Consider the following 26,396-nt stretch of genomic DNA (forward strand, 5'->3'; position numbering starts at 1 on the left):
TTTGAGAAATAATCCCAAAGGCTAATCCGGCTACAAACCAGCGAACTACTTTCATCCTTTCTCACCTCCTTAAGAAAAAAGGTAACTATTCAGCCACAGATGGACACGGATGAAACACTAAAAATTCGGTGGTGTCTGAAAATAACTCTAATAGTGAAATCTATGCAGATTTGGTGTCCAAAAGGGATTTCCTCCAAAGAGCAAAATGCAAAAAGCAAATATAAAAATTACATATCAAAATGTAAAATTATCTCTTTCCTTTCAGCGTTAAAATACTTGAAGCAAAGATATTACCAAATTCCTCCAACTCTTTGAGAAATCCTGTTACTTCCTCTTTGAAATTTGATTTGTAATTTTGCATTTTGATATTTAATATTTGATATTTATTTGTTGTCTCCCTCAAATCCTATTTTGCAGAACCCTATACACTATTTTAACCTTTATGCTAGATTAAGACACCACTAAAAATTCATGAATCGTGTCCGGTATCCGTGTCCGTTTGTCCTTTGCCTTCTACCCTCTGCCCTCTACCCTCTGCTATTTATCCGTGCTAATCCGTGTTAATCAGCGGTTGAATAGTTATTTTATTTCTATATTTTCTCTGTTCCTCTGCGTCTGTGCGGTAAAGGACTACCTGAACGGTTACCCTTTATCGAATTTCGTTTTAGTAATAAAATGAGTAATAATAATAACTAAGGCGATTAATGAGAGTAATAAAGCTATTCTTACTCTGACTAAATTTATGGGATGTTTTACTAAATTGCCCGGTTTGATTATCTCTAATGATGTGGCGTGAATATCGAGTTCACCTCCGTGATTGGGACAGGCACGATGGAAAATCCCTTTTACCATTATTCTATCTCCAATGGCTTTATAACAACCGTGGTAAGTAATCTTTGGGAGTTGCGAGATTTGAACAAAAACACCAATGGCAAAATTTCCATCGCTAATATTAAGCCAGGCAATATTTCCTCTTTTCATTACCGAACCAATGACCTCACCCTCATAATAAACCATTTTCCCATCGTATTCTTTTGCCTTTTCAATTAATTCGGTCGATGAAATAGGAGATGCATAAACAAGATTCTTTATAACCACAAAGAACATAAAAAATACAAAGCTTTTAAATTGATTTTGGATTTTGGATTGATTCATCTTATTACCCTCTTTTTAGAAGACCATAATTGGGTAGTTGAGATAACAAAACTAATCAAGGCAAAAATAGACATAAATTCTAATCTTCCTGCCCACATTTCAAATATATAGGTTATTTTAAGTAAAAATGGCATTTGAGGAGAAACAATTCCACAACTAAGTCCAGTGCCGCTTCCTGCGGAAACTGAATCAAACAGAGCATCTAATAATGGATAATCACAAATAACTCCAACAAATGTCCCCAGTCCATAACTAAATAAAAAACAAAAAATAATGAACATTGTTGAGCGAACGATTTTATCTTCTAATACAATATCTTTGATATGGTGAAACTTTTCCTTTACGACCGCTGATTTAGGGAGTGAAAGGGATTTTATATCCTGAAGCATTCCTTTAAATAAAATACCTATTCTTAAGGATTTAATTGCTCCTGATGTCGAACCACTATTACCTCCAATTCCCATAGCGATGATTAAACCTATCATTGCTAATGGTCCCCAGTCGGTTAAGAATTGTTGTGAATAAATCGTCGAATGGCCAGCAGTGCCAAGTGCTGAGATAACAAGATAAAGTGCCTTTCTAAAAAAGGTAGTGAAGTTTGAATAAACTTGTTGTTGGACAAGTCCATTTATGATGATAAAGAAAACTATTAAGAATATGCTTATAAAACTAATGATTTCAATATTTTTGTATATTTCTTTGCGGTTTCCCGTAAAAAGTGCGTAATGAATTGAGAAATTAATTACGCCAAGGATAATTACTACTGCGGTAATTATTTCAATAGTTAAACTATGGTAATAAAGTAAACTCATACTTTGTGGTGCAAAACCACAAGTTGCCCATGAACTTATATATAACCACATACTATGCCAGAATGCCTCTAATTTCGGTAATCCTATATTTACATAAGCAAACCAGAGAACTAATGTCCCAAGACAAAAATAACCCAGACTAATCGCCCAGATTATTCTTGCGGTCTGAACGATGTTAGGTAAAATTCTATCTTCCCTGCCCTCCCCAACATACATTCCATAGACACCGCTGGTGCGAATTAATAATGTCAGAGCAACAAGAATCATTCCTTGACCACCAATAAAGGTCATCGTGAATCGCCACATATTAACTGTGTAAGAAGTATGGTCTAAATCTTGAATTAAAGATAATCCAACCGTGGCTAAACCACTCATAGCATCAAAACATGCATCTGTGTAAGAAACAAAATGGCCACTCATGAAAAGTGGGATGGCGCCTAAAAACATCGTTAAAATCCAGGAAACTGAAGCAATGACCATTCCTTCTATCCATGAAAGGTCAGTTGAAACAGGACAGATTAAAAGGAGGATATAACCAATAATCATGCAACACAAAAAACTAATGAAAAAATTTATTCCTTCGTTATACTCATTCATCAGAAAGGAAACAGCAATAGGAATAATCATTAAAAGCCCATATCCAACAATTAGCCTGCCACTATAATAACCAATAGTTTTAATATCCTGTAAGGTAGGTTTTGGAATCATTTTATATACCACACCAGTCCCGCGATAATCAAACAAAGGACAATGATAATAAAAATAGCTAAAATTTCAATCAAAAACCCCATAACAGGGTTAAAAATTTTTGTTATTGTTTTTCTATTATTCATTTATATCAATTTCTCCTAAGAAAATATTGAGTAATGCCTGTTCATTTTCAATCGTCGTCAGGGCAATTATATCATCTCCTTTTTCTAACTTAGTTTTGCCGTTGGGAATGATAAGGTCTTCGCCTCTAACAATAGAGGCAATAACTGAGTTAGATGGTAATTTAATTTTCTCTATTGGTTTATTTATAACCGGTGAGTTATCCATAAGGTCAACGCGGACAATTGCTAATTTACCTTTCTGGACAGTCATCAGGTTAATAAAGTCTTCAAGGGATGTTTCTTCCTCAATTATTCGAGCAATAATTGCGGTGCTATTGATGGGCACATCCACTCCTAAATCATTAAAAATCTGTTCATTTTTGGGGTCATTTACTCGGGCGACAGTGCGAGGGACATTAAAGTATTCCTTCGCCAATTGACAGACAACAATATTATCTTCGTCATCACCGGTTACAGCCGCAACAACATCAGCCTTTTCAATCCCGGCATCTTCTAAATAATGTGCCTCACAACCATCTCCTTCGATTGTAAGTACATTTTCTAATTCTTCGGCAATTTCAGAACAGATATTTGTATCTTTTTCTATTAAGGCAACCTGATGCTTATCCTGGCAAAGTGTTTTAGCCAGTTGATACCCAATCTTTCCTCCACCAACAATAACTATATACATTTTAGCCCTCTTGTTTAGTAAACATTCAAAAGTTAGTTTTCAGCCATTAGTATTTAGATTCAGCATTCTACATCTTGTATCTTGCATCCTCTCTTAACTGCTGATATCTGCTCGCTGAACGCTTACCTTTTAACAATAATTAATAAAATATCCTTTTCTTTAGTAATTATTTCTTCTTCTGGAAATAGAATTTCCTTATCACGAAGCACGGCAAGGGTTTTACCCTGTTGTTTTGTTTCTATTTCTTTTAAAGTTAAACCAGATGTATCTTCATTTATTTTAAATTCAATTATTTCTATCTCATTTACTTCGGATAAGTGATGAACAAAATGTCCAGAGGTAATTTTTTCTTTGATCATTTTCGCCATTAAGGTTGTTCCACCAATTACATTTAATCCTAATTGGTGATATAGTTGTGTTCGTTTTGGGTCATATATTCTGGTTATCACAGTAGGTATTTTAAATATTTTCCTTGCGACCTGTGTTGCGACCACATTGGTATTATCGCCGTTTGTCACCACAGCAACTGCATCTGCATTTTCAATACCCGCTTCTTTCAAAAGCTCAACATCATAACCATTACCAACCATAGTTCTACCATTAAAATTTGTGCCCAGTCGTTTGAAGGAAGAGTTACTTTTATCAATCACAACAACATTATGTCCTTCTAAACTTAAAGTAGTTGCTAATTGAGACCCGACTCGACCACAACCAATGATGATAATATACATTTATTTTCCCTCCAAAATTATGTAACCATTCAGCCACAGAGGCACAGAGTTCACAGAGAATTAGAGAAATTAGCTACAAATGGACACGAATTAACCTCTGACATTCGATAAATGTAGTGCGAACCTTATTGCTTTTTCATAAATAGGTTCCTCTTTTGGGGAGAGCGATAGCAAGAAGAACTTTAATGTAAATATCAAAATGCAAATATCAAAATTACAATGCAAAATGCAAAAATACTTGTAAATTAACAAAGTAGCTGGAGAATATTTTGATTTTTGATTTGTAATTTTACATTTTGATGTTTGATTTTTAATTTATTTTATGGTATTCCAGAAAAGTGGAAGTTAATTTTGCAAAAACCATTAGGTTCGCTTTCCTGCTTGCCAGAAGCGAGGCTAAAGCCTCGCACTACAAATCTTTTTATTCGTGTTCATTCGTGGTTAGTAACTATTCAGCCACAGATGGACACGGATGAAACACTGAAAATTCGTAATCCGTGTCCGTTTTCCGTGTCCGTAATTAGGCTGAAGAGTTTTTCTCCTTTTGACTTTTATCTTCTATCCTTCTTGATTCTCTGCCAGTGGAGGAAATTTCCACCCCCTAACCCCCGCCAGCGGGGGACAACCCGCCTCTGCCCTCTGCCCTCTGCTCTCTGCCCTCTATCCTCTGCCCTCTGTATTTATCCGTGCTAATCCGTGTTAATCAGTGGCTGAATAGTTACCGTGGTTATATATTCCCTCTGTGTTCTCTGTGACTATATCCCTGAACGGTTACAAAATTATTAAAGGGTATCATATCATAAAATATGTCCTTTGTCAACTTTAAAAAATTATCCTGTCCATCTGGGCAAATCTGGGTGGTGTCTGAAAATAACTCTAATAGTGAAATCTATGCAGATTTGGTGTCCAAAAGGGATTTCCTCCAAAGAGCAAAATGCAAAAAGCAAATATAAAAATTACATATCAAAATGTAAAATTATCTCTTTCCTTTCAGCGTTAAAATACTTGAAGCAAAGATATTACCAAATTCCTCCAACTCTTTGAGAAACCTTGTTACTTCCTCTTTGAAATTTGATTTGTAATTTTGCATTTTGATATTTATATTTGATATTTAATATTTGCTATTTGATATTTATTTGTTGTCTCCCTTAAATCCTATTTTGCAGAACCCTATACACTATTTTAACCTTTATGCTAGATTAAGACACCACCCAAATCTGCGTCCTATCTATGTCCATATTTTATTTCAAATGTAGAAAATTCTCCGGTATAATCTTCGTAAGTCATTTCAACATTTTTAACACTTGCCCCGGGAGGACCTTTATGGCACCAGGAGATGATTTTTTCTACTTGTGCTTCTTCTCCTTCAAATACTGCTTCTACTCTCCCATCCGGGAGGTTTTTTACCCAGCCATTAATTTCTAATCTTTTTGCAGAATCTTGAGTATATGCTCTGAAGAATACTCCCTGGACATCGCCAGAGATATAGAGATGTGCTCTTATGTTCATAACTTCATTACTTCCTAACTTCCAAACTTCGTAATTTCCTGACTTTTCATTAGACGTAACTATTCAGCATACCAAGCAAGTAGGAAGTAGGAAGTAGGAAAGGGGGAAAATACTTCATACTATTTTACTCTTAATTGATTTGATTAAACCTATAAGCATCCTACTCACTTCTTCAGATATATCCCAAATGGATTGAAAATCTGGCAGATAATTAAGATCTTTAGATAGAATTAGATAATGCCTTTCCTACTTTCCTACTCTCCTACTTCCTACTTTCAGGAGGAAATAGTAGGCAAGTAGGTAGTAGGAAAGGGATAAAGGATGTGCACGGTATTCCTCTTTTGGGGACAATGTCTCCCCTTTCCTACTTTCCTACTTTCCTACTCTCCTACTTCCTACTTTCAGGAGGAAATAGTAGGCAAGTAGGTAGTAGGAAAGGGATAAAGGATGTGCACGGTATTCCTCTTCTGGGGACAATGTCTCCCCTTTCCTACTCTCCTACTTTCCTACAGGGTGAATAGTTACCATTAGACATATTTTTTATGAAGAAAAGGTAGTTTTTTTGAAGGAGTAATTAAGTTTTGAAGTAGATAAAGTCTCATATCACGCGAGGCAACGGCAATATGTTTTGCATTAGGAGTAATATCTACTTCATAAACACTTCCTTTTGTTTCATATTTCCAGATTTCTTTTCCTGCTTTATTAAATAAATAAACATAATTATTATTTACTCCCGCAGCTATAAATTCACCATCAGGTGTAATTCTAACTCCATAAATTTCTCCCCCAATATATTTTTTGAAGAGTAATTTACCCTTTTTATTTAAAAGGTAAATATATTTATCTTCGCCACCAGCTATAATTCGATTACCATCAAAGGAGATATCAACATCATAAACCTCGCCATTTGTTTCAAATCTCCATAACAACTTTCCGTTTTTATTCTGAAAGTAAATATATCTATCTCCACAACCCGAGACAATATATTCCGCTGCGGGTGTAAGTGCTACGCCACTAATCATTTGACTTACTCCATATCGCCAGAGGAGTTTTCCATTTATTACATCTAAAAGTCCTATTTTCCAATCAGCAGTGCCAACCGCAATATAATCTCCTCCTGGAGTAATAGAAACGCTATTTACATCGCCCCCGGTTTTATATTTCCATAGCAATTCACCTGTATTATTAAAGAAACAAACATCATAATCACCAGTTCCAGCAACAATATAGTTCCCTTTATAGGTAATATCTACGGAATGTACCCATTGTCCAATTTCATATTCCCAGAGTTTATTACCTGTTCCATCTAAGAAATAAAGATTTTTATCATTGGCACCTACAACTATATATTTAGCATCATGGGTAATGGCAACACAAAAAACACTTTCTCGAATGTTATAACTCCATTTTTCTTTGACTAATTCTGGCATAGATAGAAATTCCTGGTAACTATTTAGTGTGATAAGAAGATGGAATGTTGAGATTTTTCGGTAACCGTTCACCGCAGAGACGCAGAGAAAAAAATTAAAAACTATTTGTCATACGTTTCATTCCATCTTTGATTTTCATCAGAGCAAACTTTTTAGGATTGACATATCATAATTGATTAACAAATTTGGTTTTGATGTCCTATGTATTACAAAGATTACCTCAATAATCTTTTCTGTGATCTGATTTATTTCTATGTCTTCTCTGTTTCTCTGCGTCTCTGCGGTAAATTACCACCTGAACGGTTAGATTTTTCCTCTTCGCACCTTTTCATAACTGATTATCGAATATTCTTCCTGGTGGAGGCGGCGGGAATCGAACCCGCGTCCGAAGATACAAAGACATAAGCCTCTACACATCCATTGTCTGAGATTTTAGTTTTCACTTCCTTAATCTCCTCTCAGACAGGATACAAAGGAAATTAGCTTATTTTTTCTCGCTACTTTTGCCCAAGCAAAGCAATAAGTAACCAGTCTGTTAAACTAACACCCTTAATAATTCTACAGACAAGAATTATCAGGATGTGCTGCTAAATTAAGCAGCAAGTGCCAGATCGTAGTTGGCGTTTATTGGTTTTGCTGTCTGTTTAACGAGGCCTGACAGCACCTCGGGATGCAACCTATATTTTGTTTATCTCCGTCGAACCCTTTTCGCCCCCTTTTTTTTTTACCCCAGAGAACACATGTTTTAACCGAGGCTCTGATTGTTATATGTATTTAGAGAGTAATTACTGCATATTGTCTTCAGGGGCACTTTCTTTCCACCAGTTTAAGTATACCATATTTTAAGAAAAATTACAACTATTTTTTATCAGTTGGGTGTATGTAAAATTTGTGGATAACTTTTAACACCTCTATTTTTATCAATTTCCTCCAAAGAGCAAAATGCAAAACTCGTTTATAGTGTATAGTTTATAGTTTATAGTTTATAGTGTATAGTTTATAGTTTATAGTTTATAGTTTATGGTTTATAGTCTATAGTCCTTCAACTATCAACTATCAACTATCTACTATCAACTATAAACTATCAACTATCTTTGCCAAAGTTCAGTAAAATTATCTCTTTCCTTTCAGCGTTAAAATACTTAAAGCAAAGATATTACCAATCTTCATTCTTCTGCAATTTCTGCCTGCTTTAGTCTGAGGTCTGATGTCTATAGTCTACTGTCTGAATCACAGATTTTTTTTAAAATGCTTGACAAAAATTTAATTAATATGCTATTATATAATCATAAGGGATGAGGAATTAAATCCCCCTTTCAATTGTAGATAGGAATCAGAAACAAGAGATATCGCTATATCTTATTGAAAATCAAATGGTTATGTTAAATTTTTGTCTTTAAATAGAGGGGAAGTTCCGTTATAAGGATCCCCATCTTTACATATTATCAAATTCCCATCAGTTTTAGGAGACCAAACCTTAAAATGAAACCACAAATTTTAATTATTGTGCCAAAACAACTCAATCTTGAAAAAGCTAATTACAACTACAACTTTCCATTAGGATTAGGCTATATCTCTTCAATTTTAAAAAAAAATGGGTATAATGTAGATTGTATTAACTTAAACCATTATGAAGGGAAAACTGAGAATTTAGTAAAATCTTCTTTAAGTAAAAAAGAATATGATTTTGTTGGAATTGGGAACATTGCTTTAGGATTTAATTCTACCAAAATAATTATAGATAGCATAAGAGAATATAATCCTAAAATAAAAATTATCATTGGAGGAATGATTATTATTGCTGATCCAAAATTAATGTTTCCTCTTTTAAATCCTGATTTTGGAGTTATAGGAGAAGGTGAAGAAACAATTATAGAGCTTCTTGAGGCAATTGAGAATAAAAAAGATTTAAAAAATATTAAAGGCCTTATTTTTAAAGATGTAAAAGGAGATATAATTTTAACAGAGCAGAGAGAGCCTATAAAAGATATTGATTCTTTGCCTTGGCCTGATTTTGAAGGCCTTGAATATTTAGAGTTTATAGAGCATCTTCATCCTAATTTTGGGAATGCATATAATTTTTTTGACAATCCGCGTCCTTACCCTATTTTAGGAAGCAGGGGATGCCCGTTCCATTGCACTTTTTGCTATCATTACAGCAATTACAGAGCAAAGTCTGTTAGAAGTATTGTTGAAGAGATTCGAGTAGCAATAGAAAAATACAGGATAAATATAATTGCATTCTATGATGAATGTATTTCAGTAAACAAACTAAGATTATTTGAAATTTGCGAAGAAATAAAAAAATTAAGAGAAGAAACTCCATGGAACTTAAACTGGATACCTCAGATGACAGTGCATAACATTGATGAAGAGGTTCTTAAAAGAATAAAAGAGTCTGGAGGAGCTATAATAAGCTATGGTTTTGAAAGTTTTTCAGAAAAAGTTTTAAAGAGCATGAGGAAGCCAATTACGCCGCAGATGATTGAAAATGCTTTTTTAAAAACAATAAACGCAGGAATAGGGGTTCAGGGGAATTTTATTTTCGGAGATGTCGCTGAAACAAAAGAAACAGCAAAAGAAACTTTAGACTGGTGGAAAAAAAATGCAAAAGGTCAGATAAACCTGGGTTTTATCCAGCCTTATCCTGGAAGCGAAATCTACAAGCATTGCGTGAGAAAAGGGATAATAAAAGATGAGGCAAATTTTATAAAAAGTCAGCTTTCAACAATGCATTATTACAACATGACTGAAAACATGACTGATAAAGAATATGCTAAAATGAAAAAAGAAATATTTAATGCAGTTGTAAAATATCATATATTTACAAAGCATAAAATAAAAAGATTGGTTGAAAATGTCTATGAAGTAAATGTTAAATGCCCTTTCTGCCAAAAAATAATCACTTACAAAAATATTCTTATAGAAGATCCTATTTTATATGGATTTTGGCTTTATTGCAGAAATTGCCATCAAAGATTCTTCATAGTAAGTCCTTTAAAAAGACTTTCATATAAATTTTACTCTTATTTAAAATTCTTACAAGAACGAAGGGATAAAAAGAAATACTAGTGCTGTGTCGCTACTCAATTGATGTTCCCCGCTGGCGGCGGATTAAGGGGGTGGAATATGAAATCTGAAATAGAAAAATGCAGCCCCCAATAATTAACAATTGACAATTTACAATTAACAATTGACCATTATTTGTTAATTTTGTCAACATCAAATATTAATTGTGAATTGATAATGGCTAATTGATAATTGTCAATTAACTATATTTGGACTTGTGGGTAACGATAAGACTCCCGCCAGCGGGGGGGATTAAGGGAGTGGAAATGAGAAGAAGAAAAGCCCTTCAGCCTTCAGCCTGATTACAGACACGGATACCGGAGATGCCTCACCGATTTTTCCGTGTTTCATCCGTGTCCATCTGCGGCTGAATAGTTACGATTTGGTTTATAATTCTTCGTACCCTTCGTGTTCTTCGTGATTTTAAAAGATGTGAGGAAGGTTAATCTAATCGCACAGGTGGAAAATTTCATTTAATGAGGTAACTTAATGTCTAAAGTAGTTATTTTATGTGGTGGAATGGGTACCAGATTACGGGAGGAAACTGAAATTCGACCGAAACCATTAGTTGAAGTAGGAAATAAACCCATCCTCTGGCACATTATGAAGATTTATTCATATTATGGATTTAATGATTTTATTCTTTGTCTGGGTTACAAAGGAGAGATGATTAAAAACTATTTCTATAACTATGAAATGCTAAATAATGATTTTACCATAGAATTAGGTAACTCTAAAAATATAGAGATTTACAGCCATCATAAAGAAAAGGACTGGCGAGTTACACTGGTTGATACCGGAGCAAATGCCTTGAAAGGGGCGAGGATAAAAAAAATAGAAAAATATATCGATAGCGACCTGTTTATGCTGACTTATGGAGATGGCGTAGCTAACATCAATCTCCATGAATTGTTATCCTTTCATAAGAGTCATGGTTGTATTGGAACGGTAACTGGTGTCCGACCGATGTCGCGATTTGGGGAATTAATAGTTAAAGAAAATAGAGTTATCTCATTTACAGAAAAGCCCCAGGTTTCTTATGGAATAATAAATGGGGGGTTTTTTGTTTTTAATCGAAAAATCTTTGACTATTTATCTGAAAATGATAGTTGTGATTTTGAAATAGGACCGTTAGAACAATTAGCCAGAGAAGGCGAATTAATGGTCTATGACCTCAAAGGAGCATGGGAGTGTATGGATACCTTTAGGGATACTCAGCATCTTAATAATTTGTGGAAAAATAAAAAGGCATTCTGGAAAGTTTGGGAGGAGTAAAAAAATGGATAATAACCAGATTGAAGGCGTGGTTATAAAACCACTAAAAAAAATACCGGATGAAAGAGGTTCTATCTGTCTCATGTTAAGATGGGATGACCCAATTTTTGAGAGATTTGGAGAGATATATTTTTCTTTAGCCTATCCTGGAGTTATTAAAGCCTGGCACCTACATGAAAAAATGACGCTAAATTATGCGGTTATTCAAGGAATGATAAAACTTGTCCTTTTTGATAATAGGGAAAACTCATCTACAAAAGGTAATTTAATGGAAGTGTTTATTGGTGAAGAAAATTATTCTTTAGTTAAAATTCCACCAAAAATTTGGAATGGATTTAAATGTATTGGAACAAAACAGACCATAGTGGCAAATTGTGCGACCTTACCTCATGACCCAGACGAAATTAAAAGAATAAATCCTTTTACAAATGAAATACCTTACGATTGGGACCTAAAACATGGATAAATATCTTAGACAAATATATGAAAATAGACGGGTGTTAGTTACAGGACATACGGGATTCAAAGGCGGATGGTTATCAGTATGGCTTACAGAATTAAGGGCAAAGGTTATTGGTTACTCCCTCCAACCCCCTACACAACCAAATCTGTTTGAATCTATAAATCTAAAAGATAAAATTGAACACATTATTGGTGATATTCGAGATGAAAAAAATTTGCTCGCTATCTTTGAAGAATATCAACCTGAATTTGTCTTCCACTTAGCGGCACAACCATTAGTGAGATTTTCTTATAAAGAACCAAAATTTACCTATGAAACAAACATCATGGGCACAGTAAACCTTTTAGAAGCAGTACGAAAATCCAAGAGTGTGAAAGTTTGTGTTATCATTACCAGTGATAAGTGCTATGAAAATAAAGAATGGATTTATGGTTATAGAGAAATAGACCCGATGGGTGGCTATGACCCTTATAGTTCAAGTAAGGGGTGTGCTGAACTCATAACCGCTTCTTATAGAAATTCTTTTTTTAATCCTAAAGACTATGGGAAAATTCACCAGGTATCTCTATCATCTGTCCGAGCTGGAAATGTAATCGGTGGTGGAGATTGGGGGGAAGATAGACTTATTCCGGATTGTGTGAAATCATTTTCAAAAAATAAAACAGTTCTCATTCGTAATCCACACGCCACAAGACCCTGGCAATATATTTTGGAACCATTATCAGGTTATCTATTGCTGGGAGCGTTAATGTATGAAAACGGAGCAAAATATAGTAGCGGGTGGAATTTTGGTCCAAACGATGAAAGTATAATAAAGGTGGAAGAAATAGTTAAATGTTTAATTAAACATTGGGGTAGCGGCGACTATCAAATAGACACTTCAAATGTCACTCAACCTCATGAAGCCAGCCTCTTAAAATTGGATATAAGTAAAGTTCGTGCTTTACTTGGTTGGAAACCTATTTATCATATCTATGAATCACTTGAAAAAACTATTATGTGGTATAAAAGTTTTTACAATGATGTTGGTCTGGAAAAGTTGTATGAAATTACAGTCCAGGAAATTAGGAACTACATAAACTCTATAAATAGGAAGGAATTAAATTAAGATAGTGGAAAATAAAGATTTAAAAAGTGAGATTTTTGAGATGGTTACCAGGTATTATGAAGAAAAACATAAACACAAACCATTTATACCTGGTAAAACACACATTCCGTATGCTGGTCGGGTCTATAACGAAGAGGAGATAATTTTTCTTGTTGATTCGGCTTTGGATTTCTGGCTGACAACTGGAAGATTTGCAGAACAATTTGAGAAGGAATTGAGTAAGTTTTTAGGGGTAAAACATTGTATTCTCACTAACTCGGGTTCTTCTGCCAATCTTTTAGCTATTTCTGCTTTGACATCTCCTAAGTTAGGAGAAAGAAGGCTTAAACCAGGAGATGAAGTAATCACTATAGCCTGTGGTTTCCCAACCACGGTGAATCCGATTATCCAGAATAATCTGGTGCCGGTATTTATAGATGTAGATATTGGGTCTTATAACATTCAATCAGATAAAATTGAAGAGGCTTTATCTGAAAAGACAAAGGCTATTTTTTTAGCCCATACACTTGGTAATCCATTTGATTTAAACAAAATAATGTCCATTGCTCAAAAATATAATTTGTGGGTAATTGAAGATAACTGCGATGCTCTTGGCTCAAAATACAATGATAAATATACTGGCACCTTTGGACAGATAGGGACTTTAAGTTTTTACCCTGCTCACCACATCACTATGGGAGAAGGAGGGGCATTAATAACTAATGATACTCAGCTAAAGAGATTGATTGAATCTTTTAGAGACTGGGGTAGAGACTGCTGGTGTGAGCCAGGAAATGATAATACCTGTGGAAAGAGATTTTCACAGCAGTTGGGTAGGTTACCTTTTGGTTATGACCATAAGTATATCTACTCTCATATAGGTTATAATTTAAAAATAACAGATATGCAAGCGGCAATAGGGATTGCTCAATTAAAAAAATTACCCTCATTTATTGAAGCCAGAAAGAAAAATTTTAATTTGCTTTATCAAGGGCTAAAGAAATATGAGGAAGTCTTCATCCTGCCACAACCTACTTCTAATTCACAACCAAGCTGGTTTGGATTCCCAATAACCGTAAGACAAAAGGCTAAATTTTCACGAGCAGAGATTGTTAATCATTTAGAAAAAAATAATATTGCTACCAGAATGCTTTTTGGTGGCAATTTAGTCAAACAACCGGCCTATCAAAATGTGAATTATCGCCTTATAGATTCGTTAAAAAATACAGATTTTGTCATGGATAATACCTTTTGGTTGGGTGTATATCCTGGCTTAACTGAGGAAATGATTGAATTTATTCTTAAAACAATAGCCTCTAAATTGCGAGGGATATGATGGTTGATTTAACTATATCGATAATTAATTTTAATAATGAAAAGTTATTAGAAGAGTGTCTAACATCTATTTATGAAACCGCTAAAAAGATTAGCTTTGAAATATGGGTAGTGGATAATTACTCAATGGATAACAGTGTAGAAATGGTTCGAACTAAATTCCCACAAGTTAATCTAATAGTCAATCCCCACCATAAAGGTTTTTCTACCAATCATAACCAGGTGCTATCGCGGATGAACGGCAGGTATGCTTTAATCTTAAGTGATGATGTGATTGTAAAACCAAATGCCCTTGATTATATGGTCGAGTTTATGGATGAACATTCTGATATAGGAATATTAGGGCCAAAGGAGTTTTTCCCGGATGGAAGATTGCAAAAATTTCATTGTTTGGAAATACGCTCTCCCTGGTCTGAATTTTTAGAGGCATTTATGATTAGTCCTTTTTTAAGAAGGGTTTTTCCTGAACTAAGATTTCCAGGACAATTGTATATGTCTTCGCTCAAAGATTATAACTATGCTCATGAGGTAGCTTCTGTTCATGGAAGTTGTCTGATGGTGAGAAAAAAGATGTTAGACCAAATTGGGCTCATGGAAGAAAAATATTATTTCTATTATGAAGAACCGGATATATGCCTTCGGGCTAAAAAAGCAGGCTATAAAGTCTATTATACCCCAGATGCACAAATAATCCACTATTTTGCCGCTACCACTCGAAAATCTAATCCATTTTTTATGATAGATAAATCTTTAAATGCCCTCCATTCTTTTTATAAAAAATTCTATGGTTTATCTGGCTCTATTTTAGTTGGATGTATTACCATTGCCTCTTCAATATTTATCTTATTCACCTTCCCTTTTGTCTATATATTTGATGTGAAAAAGAGAGATGTGATAAAAAGAGGTATAAAATCTAATTTACTGGTTCTTCATTGGTATTTTACCTTCGGAGGACGATTCTCTTCTAAGAAGAAGAATGTGTATCTTGACTAACCTTCTATTTCCTCATAGTTTCTTTCATCGCCCGTCTCATTTCTTTTTCATGGTCTCTTTTCTTAATTACCGCACGCTTATCATAAAGTTTTTTACCTTTACCTAATCCTAATTCTAACTTTACCTTTCCTTTTTTAAAGTATAATCTTAATGGAATTAAGCTAAGTCCTCTTTCTTGCGTCTTCCCTATCAATCTTTTGATTTCTTCTTTTTTTAAAAGGAGCTTACGAATCCTTGTCGGCTCATGATTTTGAATATTTCCATACGGATATTGATTTATATGACAATTAAATAAAAAAACCTCTTCATTTTCTACCCTGGCTAAACTATCCTGTAAATTTGCTTGATGATTTCGTAATGATTTAACCTCTGTTCCTCGAAGGCAAATACCTGCCTCGTAAGTTTCTAAAATTTCATAATCATGGTATGCTTTACGATTACTACATATTGTCTTCAGGGTCACTTTCTTTCCACCATTTCAACTATACCACATTTTAAGAAAAATTACAACTATTTTTTATATTCCCTGTTTTTTTATTGACTTTTAGATGAACAATGATTATAATATAAAAGTCAGTAGTCAGTGAAGAGAAAACAGTAATTAGAGAAAAGTGATTATTGTTTCACTTTTCGCTTCTCACTGTTCACGGTTAAAGGAGGTTACTTACTATGGGTTCTACGGCGAAGTTAAGCAGTAAATATCAAATTGTTATCCCTAAAAAAATAAGACGAGAATTAAACCTGAAATCAGGTGATGAATTAATAATGAAGATTGAAGATGATAAGATAATTATGCGGGCAAAACCTAAGAGTTATACCGACTATATGTTAGGATTAGGTGAAAAAGTCTGGAAGGAATAATTATGAACAAATTAGAAAAATTTCTGAAAGGACATCATGTTATAGGATTAGATGCACAAATCTTTATTTATCTTTTTGAAAATAATCCGAGATTTAAACCAGTTACAATCGCCCTATTTAGTCTAATGGAGCAAGGAGAAATAATTGGTGTTACATCTATTCTATCTCTTCTTGAAATTCTTATCAAACCGATGGAGAAACAAGAACATCATTTGATAAATGAATATAAATTTTTGCTTAATACATTTCCGAACTTGATTATTGGGAAAATTGATGAAGAGATAATCGATTTAGCCGCATCTTTCAAAGCAAATTATTCTTTTTTGGATGATACTTTTGCCATTCAATTAGCTACCGCTAAATTATACGACGCCGAGTGTTTCATTACTCATAACCAATCGCTGAAAAAAATGCGAGAGATTAAAATAATTAATATAGCCGAGATTTTAGAAAAGGTAGAAGATTGATGAGACGATTTATCTTGTTTTTAATATTATTTTTTGGAATCTCATTTTTATTTTATATCACCATTTTAAGAGATTTCAAACCAACTACCATTAACATTTCTGGCTATCTTTCACTTGAAGAGAGGGTTAGTGCTGAAGGAGTGAAGGTTGAAGTCGTTCCATTTTATCCTAAAAGGATTTTTAGAAAACCTGTCCAACATTTCTTTACCGACTCAACAGGATTTTACAAATTAGAAGAAATTGAAGTCCCTATTGGACCTTTGGGTGAAATTTTTGTTTTATGGTTAGATGGTCAGAAAAAAAAGGCACCATATTTAAAGTTAAGAATTATTAAAAAAGGTTACCTTCCGGTGGAAGTTCTAATATTCAAATTTACACCCATAGTCAAAATACCATTTCTAACTTTAGATAAGGAAGGAACACGAAAACCACTAAATGAAGTCATTTCTGAAAATGGTATTAAAATTGTAAAAAATATCACCAGGTATAGATTTTGTGCCCTTCATAATTATCTATGGTTTTATCCAGAATACTACGACCTTGAACTTATAATTCCAACAGATAAACCAAAACAAAATGTCAAACTCAAACTTCGGTTGATTAATGAACCACTTTACACCAATTTTGAGGAAGAACTTAATGAATCAGCCGATGAATTAAAAGGGATAATAAAGATACTTATTCCCGAAATTCCTGTCGAAGAGGTAAAATTGCGTAGTGGAGAAAATGTGGCTAATTCATTATCTAACCCATCTTTACTGGATAAATTAAACGAAATCTTAATCAACTCTAAAATAAAACATATTCGTTTAACATCAATAGATTTAGTAAAGAAAAAGTAACTGTTCAGCCACCAGGGCACAAAGACTCGAAGAAAAGGTAACCGTTCAGGTGGTAATTTACCGCAGAGACGCAGAGGAACAGAGAAGATATGGAAATAAATCAGATAACAGAAAAGATTATTGGTATAGCCATTGAAATACTTAGGACCTGCTTGCCGAATGTTCAGCCGGCAAGCCAGATTTGTTAATCCATCCCTGATTTTCATCAGGGCAAGTTTAATGTTGTTGGACTCAAGAGCTTGCACTGATGAAAATCAGGGATGTTAAGCCTATCGTCCATAAATTTTAATTTTCTTCTCTGCGTCTCTGTGTCTCTGCGGTGAACGGTTACAAGAAAAGATTATTTTATCTTCGTGGCTTCGTGGCTCAATAATTAAAGAAACAAGGATTAAAATATTATGATGAATTATTATCTCTCATACATATTTGGAAGTCATTATGATGGTCCGTCTTACTTTATTGGATTAATACCATTTGTCATCGTCATAGGACTAATTATCTTTTTAGAAGAATTTATCTCTTGTGGAATTAATTTTATAATGACTAATAATAAAATAATCAGATTAAGACTTATTTTATCTTCTATTATTATAGCTCTATTTACGATATTCTTAGTTGGAACAAGCGTATTATTTTATCATAATGTTTATCTGGGCAAAAAAATTATTTTTTTATATTTTTATCTTAATGGACTATTTTTTCTTTTTTATCTTGGGTTATTGGCAATTGGGACATATATTTTCCTCGTCTTATGGAAAAGAAGATTAGACCATAGCATTGGTCAAGGTGGATTAAGTGGTCTTATTTTTGGGATACTCTTAATCGTTAGCCTTGATTTTATAGGGTTAGAACATTATGATAAAATTCTTGTGATATTATTATTTGCCGGACTTGGATTTCTATGGGGACTGCTTGGAAAAAAAGAGGTAATTTTACAAAAATGGGTTTTAATTCTATTTCCAGTAGAACAAAGTGTTATTATCTCTTTAATCTTCAGTGTATTTTTAATCTGGCTTTTCAGGGCTTTATATGGAATTGATTTCGAAAATGAAAAACTTTTATCTATGATTGGATTAATCTTGCCTATTATAAGTGTGATATTTACCAGCATTTATATCGATAGGTTAATTCGCGTAGAACCTTTTGAAAGTAGTCCGTATAAGAAATCGCGGTATCTTAAATTAGGACTATTAATATTCCTATTTTTCTGGATAGGTGAATTATACTCTCTTTTAACCATCAAAATGATCTCATAGTAGCCTACTGTTTTGTCAAGTTCGTCTTTTGGGTAGAGTTTTCCCTGAAAATAGTAGTTAGTAGTCAGTAGTTATAGCAGTTATTAGTCAAAATTTTACTCAGAGTGGATAAGTAAAAAAAATCCTAAATCCCAAACACCAAATCTCAAATAAGCACCAAATTCCACATACCAAAAAGCGAATTAGAGATTAGTGAATTAGAGATTAGATTTTACTAATTCGCTAATTCGCTTAATTCACTAATTCACTAAATGGAATTTGGAATTTGTGATTTGGAATTTCATAGCCATATCTATGTTAAATTTCGATTAATAAGTGCTATATATGTAACTGTTCTTTCTGACAAAAATCGAAAAAATACTTGACTTTTGTTAAACTATATGCTATATCAAATATATAGTAAGTGTTCAGGGTGTAATAAAGGAAAAATGGAAAAACCAGGGAAAAAGGGTAAATCTAAGAAGGGAAGAAATTAAGAGGTTGATAAGTCTGTCCTGGCGACAGGTCAGGGTGAGAGGTTAAGATGGATGTTTTGCTTCTCACAATCTCATCTTCTTAACTTCTTATCTTCTTTTCTTCCTTTCCCATTTTTTCCGTGTTTCCCCTTTTTCCCTATGGACACTACCTGAACGGTTACCTTTAATCTTTGTGTCGTGGTATCTTTGTGGCTGAACAATTACAAAAAGGAGGTTGGTTAAAATGTTAAAACAAAATAATAGTTGTAAGTATAAGAGAGAGAGAGATTACGAAAGAAAAGAAGTTTTAAGTGGAGGTTTTTTATGTTTTTTAAGCAGGTTGATAGTATTAGTTGCCTGCTTTATTTGTCTTTTGGGTAGGTTAGTAAGTAAGAGATATTCGGGTCAGGAGACCAGAAGCGACTCATTTATGTTTTCTTGCTACTCTCTACTTTCTACTCTCTACTTTTTCAGGAAAGTTGGCAAGGTATTATTATTTGCCGCTTGCCTGGTATTGATACTAATAGGAATCCAGGAAAAGAAATGTTTTGCTCAAAATAATGAAGTAATGTTACCAATACAATGGGGAGGAACAATAGGGCATATCGAGCAATCTGGTCCAGTATGGAGATGTCTTGAAGTTTTTTATGCATTTACGCCACTTGATGATTTTCAAGTTGATTATTACATGTATAAAAGTTCTCGAACTCAAGGATGGCAGAAAGCGAATCCCTTTTTACCTTCTGACATTGAATTATCGCAGAACCCATGGCTTACTCCAAAACATTTACTTATGAGGCCAATGTACTATGGTTTATGTGCCGATCTAACCTTAGAAGAAGCTAAAAAAGAGCTATTAGAGATGATAACAGACAACCAGGCTCATAATTATGAAGTAAAAGCAGTAGGAAAATGGAAAAAGGATGCATATGAATTAAAAAAAGAGGAAATACTAAATAAGTTAGGTAAAGGTGATACTATAGGAGACCCTGTAAATCCTATTACCGGTAATTTCTTCTATTCTCATGAGGATTTATATATTCCAGGTGGTGGATTTCCAATACGGTTTATACGGAGTTATAACTCCCAAGATAATAATTTATTTGTAAGGCAAGTATTTGGAATAGGTTGGACACATAATTTTAATATTCACTTTAATGCTCAGGATGAATGGAATTTACCTGATAATTACTACGTTCCAGTTGCAAGTATACGAGATTGGGACGGAAAAATGATTTACTTTAGGGAATGGAATGGTATATATTATCCCAAATGTGGTGAAAGGTCTACTTTATCTAAACAAGATGATGGTAGTTTTGTCTGGACAAAAAGAGATGGGATTAAATATTACTTTGAAGAAGTTATACCTAAACATGTCCCACTTCTTTCTAGAATAGTTAAGCCAAACGGGCATTATATCAGATTAATTTATAATGATAACGCTAAACTTATAAAAATACAAAATGATTCTGGATATTACATAGACCTTGTATATGTGACTTATCAAGAAGACAAACTTACCGAGGGATGTCTTAAGAGCATATCAGATTCTACAGGTCGAACAGTTTCTTATGAATATACAGGTACAATTACAGAGAATAGGATAGGGAAGATGTATTTAGCCACTGTAACTGATACTTTAAATAATAAGATAGTATACAACTATATGAAGGATGATTTTCCTTATTATCCAATTGATTGGATCAGTAATAGCAGTTATAAACCACTGACAAAAATTAAAGACCCTAATGGAAGAATAGTTGAAATTTCTTATAATAACTTTGATGGAAGTGGATATTTTAGGTGTTGCGAGGTAATGGTACAATCTGAGTGGAAGCTATATGACTATGATTATCTTCTATGGATATCTTATGACTATGATAAAGACTATGGTTCAAAAACTACATTTATTGGAGGAAATAAGTATCAAGAAAAAATATATGGCTATAACCAGATATATCAGTATAAAAGAACTGATGAATATGCCGAGTATGGGTGGGGATTAACTGTATCTAGAATAACGACTAATTGCAAAGAGATAGACACATGGTCTGAAAATGTAACTAATAAAGTATTCACCTATAGTCCTAATGGACTTCTCTATCAAATTAAAGATGACAATGGCAATATTACTAAGATGGATTATGAACCCAATCTACCATATAACCTGACTAACATAATTGACCCGCTAAATGGAACTACTACCTTTACCTATCATCCATCATTACCAATGTGCATAACACAAATAAAAGACCCAATGAATAATATCACTACCTTCGATTATTATGATGATGGAAAACTCGGAACTATAACTGATGCACAAGGAAATAAGACAAGATATTTCTATGATACCAAAGGTAATTGTATTCAAATTATTGATGCCAATAACCAGATTGTCACCTATACCTATAATTCAAATGATAATTTAATAGCTATCAAAGACCCTCTTGGAAATATAACCTCATTTGAGTATGACCCTATTGGTAATTGTAAAAAGATTATCTATCCTAACAATTACACGATTAGCTTTAATTACAATGCAGATAATAAAATAACCCGGATAATATATCCTGATACTACTATTTCATATGAATACGACCCGGTGGGGAACATAGGTACTATGACAGATTCAAGAGGGGTTACTCGGTATAAATATGATTCAGTAGATCGACTTGTAAAAATAATACATCCTGATGGTAGTGTATCTACCTATACATCTACTTATGCAGTCTGGGCACAGGGCGTATCTAAAATATTAGTAGAAGATGCTAATGGAAAAGCAACAAATTATGCCTTTAACAGTCTTCATCAGCTTCAAGAAGTAAAGCAAAATAACGAAGGAGAGGATATTGTTACCAGGTATAGCCATGACCCATTAGGTAACCTACAATCTATAACCGATGCTAAAAATAGAACTACTGTCTATAGCTATGATGGACTAAATAGACTAACTAAGGTTACATATCCAGATGACACTGGAGTGGAGTATAGGTATGATAAAAATGGTAACTTGAGATTTAAACAAGAGCCAGAGGCAAAGGATAATTTCGAATGGATAGAGTATCGTTATGATAACTTAAACCGCCTTATTTACAAAGGCACCATTACCTGCCTGGCAAATAATAATCCATTAACAGATGCTATTGGCTATGCGACTAAGACTGTTTTTGCTTATGATACTTATATCATTAGTCCACCTGCTGATTTAAATAACCCAAAAGGGAATCTGACAATGATGATTGATGAATCGGGCACTACTACCTATTTTTACAATGCCTTAAATAGATTATGCCAACAAGATAAGATAATCGATGGGCTAAAATATACGACTCAATATCATTATGATAAAGCAGGAAATATAGACTATATCATTGACCCAGCAGGTAAAAAGACGATTTATACCTATACCAACAATCGCATTACCTCAATTAATGTGGATGGAATTGGTAAGATAGCTGATTATACCTATAATCCAACGGATGCTGTCAAAAGTATAACCTTTAATAATAACATAAAGACTGACTTCGATTATTACCCTACACAAGGTTGGATAAAGAAAATAAATACGACTAAAGGGACATCATCGGTCCTTCAGCGCTATTATAAAGGTTATGACAAAATAGGTAATCTCTTAAATGAAAATATTGAAAAGGCGATATGGAATGAAGAATATAAAGGAAATATCCTGCCTGAAAATTTAGATTGGCCTGCTTCAGAAGGAACTGGAAATGCAGTCATTGAAAATGATGGAATTTTACATATTACCGGAGTTAAAAATTGGAGAAAAGAGCACATATATCCTGATGAGTGGAAAGAACCAGAAGAAGGTTTTTGTATAGAATTCTCATTAAAAGTAGGAGGGAAAAATGAAGGTGCATTTGTAGCCTTTGGTGGAGATTGGACTGGTTGGAGAAGTGAATGGATACTTTTCTATCCTGACAGGATTGACTTTTTTTATACCAGGGATTCTATATCAATGTCCACTAACGATAGTTTCCATACCTATCGAATAGAAATTGTAGGGAAAAATTTAAAGTTTTATGCCGATGATAAATTTAAAAAAATGATTGAGCCATTTGGAACATCAGGTGGTTCCATACATCCAACTACTCTTATCCAAATAGTAAAATGGGGATGTAAAGATGGTGCGGGAGAATCCTTTTGGAAATATATTAAATATCGTTCAAGTGTTAACCCGATAAATGAACTCCCATTTGCTAGATATATCTATGATGATTTATATAGATTAGAAGATGTAAATTATGGCGATAAGTTTTTGGAATTCCCAAATCTTAGTTATGGATATGACAAGGTTGGTAATCGAGAATTTGAAAATAAAGGTAATGATATTCATTCCTATACCTATATAGATAATACTGATAGAATATACTCAAATGGAGTATATACCTATACCTACGATAACAATGGTAATCTGAAGACTAGGTCCATTAGCACTGCTACGACTACTTATCACTATGACTACGAAAACAGATTAATAAAGGTTGAATCGCCCGGTGGATTAGTTGAGGAATATGTCTACGATGGTTTTGGTCATAGAATTATGAAGAATACTGCCGGGACAAAAACAGTATATCACTATAATCAGGAAGGTAAAATTATCTGCCAGAATAGTTATATAGGGGGAGGACAAAATGATAGTGAGGAGATATATGAGGAGGATTTTGAAAACCTACCAGAACAAAAGATATGGACTACAAGTGGGCTATGGCATCAGTCAGATAAAAAGAGCTATTCTGGAAAATATTGTTTTGCTTATAATAATGACAAAGACTATAATACTGGTGGCAGGAACTTTGGCATTTTGACCTCACCTATAATTGATCTAACTAAACCAGCTACGGCTACATTGAGTTTCTGGACAAGATGGCAACATGAATCTTATCCTTATGGAAAATATGATAATATGAAGGTAGAGGTCTATGATGGTAAGAGTTGGCGTCAGATTTTTTATAATGACTGTCGAGGGATAGCCTTTTCGGATTGGCATAGAAAATCCTTTGACCTCTTAACTTATTGTGGAAAGAAAATACAGATTAGGTTTTGTTTTGATACCGTTGATGGTTGGTATAACAATTATGAAGGCTGGTATATTGATAAAATTGAGATTAGAGGGGGAGATAAGATATTTTTTGAAGATGATTTTGAGGAAACTCAAAATGAGATAAAAGACAAAATTTGGATAAATGATGGACTCTGGAATCATTCAATACTCAGGAGTAATAGCTCTGTTCATAGTTTTGCTTATAATAACGGAGCAAATTATAATACCGGTGGTAGAAATTCTGGTTGTTCTCTTTCACCATTAATTGATTTGTCAACGCTCAAAGGTAACCTTACTCTAAATTTCTGGACAAGATGGCAACATGAATCTTATCCTTATGGAAACTATGACAATATGAAGGTAGATATTTGGGATAGTCAGAAATGGAATAGGATTTTTTATAACGATTGTAATGAAGGACCATCGGTTATGGACTGGCATGAGGAATCCTTTGATATTTCAAACTACGCGGGTAAGAAGATAAAACTAAGATTTAATTTTGATACAGTAGATGGGTGGTATAACGACTATGAAGGGTGGTATATAGATGATGTAGAGATTATCAAGGGAGAAGATAAACCTGTGTATGTGCCTTTAGGAACTATCTCCTATATTTATGCTAATGATGAATTAGTCGCGAGGGTAGATAAAAAACCTGCTCAGTCCGAGAAAGTATATTATTATCATAATGATTACTTAGGTTCAACAAGGGTGATGACTGATAGTATGGGAGAAATAGTTTGGTCGAGTGATTATTTACCTTTTGGTGAGTTGATAAATACAGAGGGAAAGATTGAAAATAACTTCACTTTCACTGGCAAAGAATATGATGAGGCAACCGGCTTATATTACTTCGGCGCCAGATACTATGATCCGAGGGTAGGGAGATTTATTACTAAAGACCCATACACTGGCAATGTCTACTTTCCACCTAATTTACATAAGTATATCTATTGCTACAATGATCCGATTAACTGGATAGACCTGTGGGGATTGTGTCCAATAAGTCCAGAGGAGCAATCTATAATAGAGGACTGGTTAAGTGAAATTGGATTAGGTTTTCTGGCATATCTTTATCCAACACTATTTAGTTCAATAGTTGGATTATCTCAACAAGCAGAAGCACCAAAGTATGATCCAAAACCTCCTGATGGATTTGTCGAAAATCCTGATCGAAAAGGAAGTTGGGGAAAGTATGAAGACGGAAAGTTTAAAGAGAAATGGAGATTTGATAAGGGGGATCCTACAAAGCCAGGGTGGAGAGGAAAAGATCACTTACACTTTGATAAGAAAAAGAAACATTATCCCCCAGATACACCCTATCCAGGGAATGGAGGTCAGTAATGCAGTTAAATTTGAGTCGTGAGCAAATTGAGTTTCTTCCTATCCATGATGCTGAATTACACAATCTTTCGATCATTCAAACTGTCGCAGGGAATTATATTTTGTTACTTGATGTGGAAATTACTGATGATTCTTATGACCCAGGTTATCCTATCCCTAAAAAAAATGGCTTAACAAGAATAATTTTTAAGAACTGTTGGGGAATAATGAATGATCTTAAATGTCACTGCGTAGATAGAGATACAATACAAGGGATAGATATGATTAAAGATTCTAATTTGATTTCTGAAATGGAAAGCAAAGGAATCAAACCACCCATTCCAGTTTATCATTATAGAATTTCTTTAAATAGTGGCTCGCAAATTGATGTTGTTTTAGAAGAGATTATATTAGAAGGATAGACTTTTGCTGCAAGAGAGGGATTAGGGGCAGACCTTGAATGTAGAAAGCAGTTTCTTCTACATTCAACATTCACGGTCTGCCCCCAACATTCTCCGCAAATGAACCGGCACCTAACATAGATCCAACTCAAGATCCTAATAATTGGTGGAAAAACCTACTTGATAAAATAGGTGACTTGCTTGGCGATTGGCGAGAGTGAGCCAAAACCATGAGAAAAAATATAATAAATATAGTCAAAAAAATTATAACATTTATATTAAATCACTATGTTTTTAGAAAGTTAAGAAACTTTCTATTGAGTTATCATGCTGTTACTCAAGGGATTGAATTTCTTCGTCAGGAAAG

20 protein-coding genes and 1 other RNA gene are annotated in these 26,396 nt (G+C 33.9%); 13 read left to right on the top strand and 8 right to left on the bottom strand.

From position 1 onward, the window contains the following. Positions 1-642: 642 nt before the first annotated feature. From AB1422_04055 to AB1422_04080, 6 genes are all read right to left on the bottom strand, one after another. Positions 643-1,155: a DNA-binding protein gene (locus AB1422_04055; protein MEW6618509.1), complete on the bottom strand. Its 513-nt coding sequence runs from the start codon at positions 1,153-1,155 to the stop codon at positions 643-645. Beyond that, on the bottom strand, positions 1,152-2,711 hold the full coding sequence (locus AB1422_04060; GenBank protein ID MEW6618510.1) for a potassium transporter TrkG: 1,560 nt from the start codon (positions 2,709-2,711) through the stop codon (positions 1,152-1,154). Before AB1422_04060 ends, AB1422_04055 begins: the two co-directional genes overlap by 4 nt. Before the next feature lie 81 nt (positions 2,712-2,792). Continuing rightward, entirely contained in the window at positions 2,793-3,470 is a 678-nt protein-coding gene (locus AB1422_04065) for an NAD-binding protein (protein MEW6618511.1), read from the bottom strand. A gap of 122 nt (positions 3,471-3,592) precedes the next feature. Then, positions 3,593-4,201 carry a TrkA family potassium uptake protein gene (locus AB1422_04070; protein MEW6618512.1) on the bottom strand — a complete coding sequence of 203 codons (609 nt, stop codon included), beginning with the start codon at positions 4,199-4,201 and terminating at the stop codon, positions 3,593-3,595. Between the two features lie 1,224 nt (positions 4,202-5,425). After that, complete coding sequence (locus tag AB1422_04075; protein MEW6618513.1) at positions 5,426-5,710, bottom strand: acylphosphatase; 285 nt, start codon at positions 5,708-5,710, stop codon at positions 5,426-5,428. Positions 5,711-6,237: 527 nt separating this feature from the next. Continuing rightward, complete coding sequence (locus AB1422_04080) at positions 6,238-7,212, bottom strand: PQQ-binding-like beta-propeller repeat protein (protein ID MEW6618514.1); 975 nt, start codon at positions 7,210-7,212, stop codon at positions 6,238-6,240. Between the two features lie 129 nt (positions 7,213-7,341). Between AB1422_04080 and AB1422_04085 the strand changes: the two genes are divergently transcribed. Next, on the top strand, positions 7,342-7,545 hold the full coding sequence (locus AB1422_04085) for a hypothetical protein (protein ID MEW6618515.1): 204 nt from the start codon (positions 7,342-7,344) through the stop codon (positions 7,543-7,545). On the opposite strand, the gene ssrA is transcribed toward AB1422_04085, so the two are convergent. Then, positions 7,496-7,856, bottom strand: a transfer-messenger RNA (tmRNA) gene (gene ssrA / locus AB1422_04090). The two genes, AB1422_04085 and ssrA, sit on opposite strands and share 50 nt — an antisense overlap. 766 nt (positions 7,857-8,622) lie before the next feature. On the opposite strand from ssrA, the gene AB1422_04095 reads away from it, so the two are divergent. The 6 genes from AB1422_04095 to AB1422_04120 all read left to right on the top strand — a co-directional run bounded on the left by AB1422_04095 (position 8,623) and on the right by AB1422_04120 (position 15,362). Next, positions 8,623-10,212 (top strand): radical SAM protein, encoded by a 1,590-nt coding sequence (locus AB1422_04095; GenBank protein ID MEW6618516.1) that lies wholly within the window; start codon positions 8,623-8,625, stop codon positions 10,210-10,212. Positions 10,213-10,698: 486 nt separating this feature from the next. Then, positions 10,699-11,484, top strand: coding sequence for a glucose-1-phosphate cytidylyltransferase (gene rfbF, locus AB1422_04100; protein ID MEW6618517.1), 786 nt, complete (start codon positions 10,699-10,701; stop codon positions 11,482-11,484). Positions 11,485-11,488: 4 nt separating this feature from the next. Further along, positions 11,489-11,950 carry a dTDP-4-dehydrorhamnose 3,5-epimerase family protein gene (locus tag AB1422_04105; protein ID MEW6618518.1) on the top strand — a complete coding sequence of 154 codons (462 nt, stop codon included), beginning with the start codon at positions 11,489-11,491 and terminating at the stop codon, positions 11,948-11,950. Next, positions 11,943-13,055, top strand: a complete 1,113-nt coding sequence (rfbG, locus tag AB1422_04110; protein ID MEW6618519.1) for a CDP-glucose 4,6-dehydratase — start codon at positions 11,943-11,945, stop codon at positions 13,053-13,055. Before AB1422_04105 ends, rfbG begins: the two co-directional genes overlap by 8 nt. Positions 13,056-13,059: 4 nt before the next feature. Further along, a complete protein-coding gene (gene rfbH, locus AB1422_04115; GenBank protein MEW6618520.1) occupies positions 13,060-14,370 on the top strand; it encodes a lipopolysaccharide biosynthesis protein RfbH in 1,311 nt (436 codons plus the stop codon). Beyond that, entirely contained in the window at positions 14,367-15,362 is a 996-nt protein-coding gene (locus tag AB1422_04120; GenBank protein MEW6618521.1) for a glycosyltransferase family 2 protein, read from the top strand. The genes rfbH and AB1422_04120 overlap by 4 nt, the downstream gene beginning before the upstream one ends. A gap of 4 nt (positions 15,363-15,366) precedes the next feature. Here the strand turns inward: AB1422_04120 and smpB are convergent, their stop codons facing one another. Then, positions 15,367-15,825 (bottom strand): SsrA-binding protein SmpB, encoded by a 459-nt coding sequence (gene smpB, locus AB1422_04125; protein MEW6618522.1) that lies wholly within the window; start codon positions 15,823-15,825, stop codon positions 15,367-15,369. 206 nt (positions 15,826-16,031) lie between these two features. Here smpB and AB1422_04130 point away from each other — a divergent pair, with 206 nt between their 5' ends. The 6 genes from AB1422_04130 to AB1422_04155 all read left to right on the top strand — a co-directional run bounded on the left by AB1422_04130 (position 16,032) and on the right by AB1422_04155 (position 26,050). Continuing rightward, on the top strand, positions 16,032-16,223 hold the full coding sequence (locus AB1422_04130) for an AbrB/MazE/SpoVT family DNA-binding domain-containing protein (GenBank protein MEW6618523.1): 192 nt from the start codon (positions 16,032-16,034) through the stop codon (positions 16,221-16,223). Between the two features lie 2 nt (positions 16,224-16,225). Next, positions 16,226-16,690 (top strand): PIN domain-containing protein, encoded by a 465-nt coding sequence (locus AB1422_04135; GenBank protein MEW6618524.1) that lies wholly within the window; start codon positions 16,226-16,228, stop codon positions 16,688-16,690. Beyond that, positions 16,690-17,532: a hypothetical protein gene (locus AB1422_04140; protein ID MEW6618525.1), complete on the top strand. Its 843-nt coding sequence runs from the start codon at positions 16,690-16,692 to the stop codon at positions 17,530-17,532. Before AB1422_04135 ends, AB1422_04140 begins: the two co-directional genes overlap by 1 nt. Before the next feature lie 398 nt (positions 17,533-17,930). Then, positions 17,931-18,788, top strand: a complete 858-nt coding sequence (locus AB1422_04145; GenBank protein MEW6618526.1) for a hypothetical protein — start codon at positions 17,931-17,933, stop codon at positions 18,786-18,788. Between the two features lie 699 nt (positions 18,789-19,487). Continuing rightward, a complete protein-coding gene (locus tag AB1422_04150; protein ID MEW6618527.1) occupies positions 19,488-25,649 on the top strand; it encodes an RHS repeat-associated core domain-containing protein in 6,162 nt (2,053 codons plus the stop codon). Continuing rightward, entirely contained in the window at positions 25,649-26,050 is a 402-nt protein-coding gene (locus AB1422_04155) for a hypothetical protein (GenBank protein ID MEW6618528.1), read from the top strand. The genes AB1422_04150 and AB1422_04155 overlap by 1 nt, the downstream gene beginning before the upstream one ends. Positions 26,051-26,396 lie beyond the last annotated feature (346 nt).

This window comes from bacterium (assembly GCA_040757115.1).
Lineage (GTDB): Bacteria > UBA9089 > CG2-30-40-21 > CG2-30-40-21 > SBAY01 > JBFLXS01.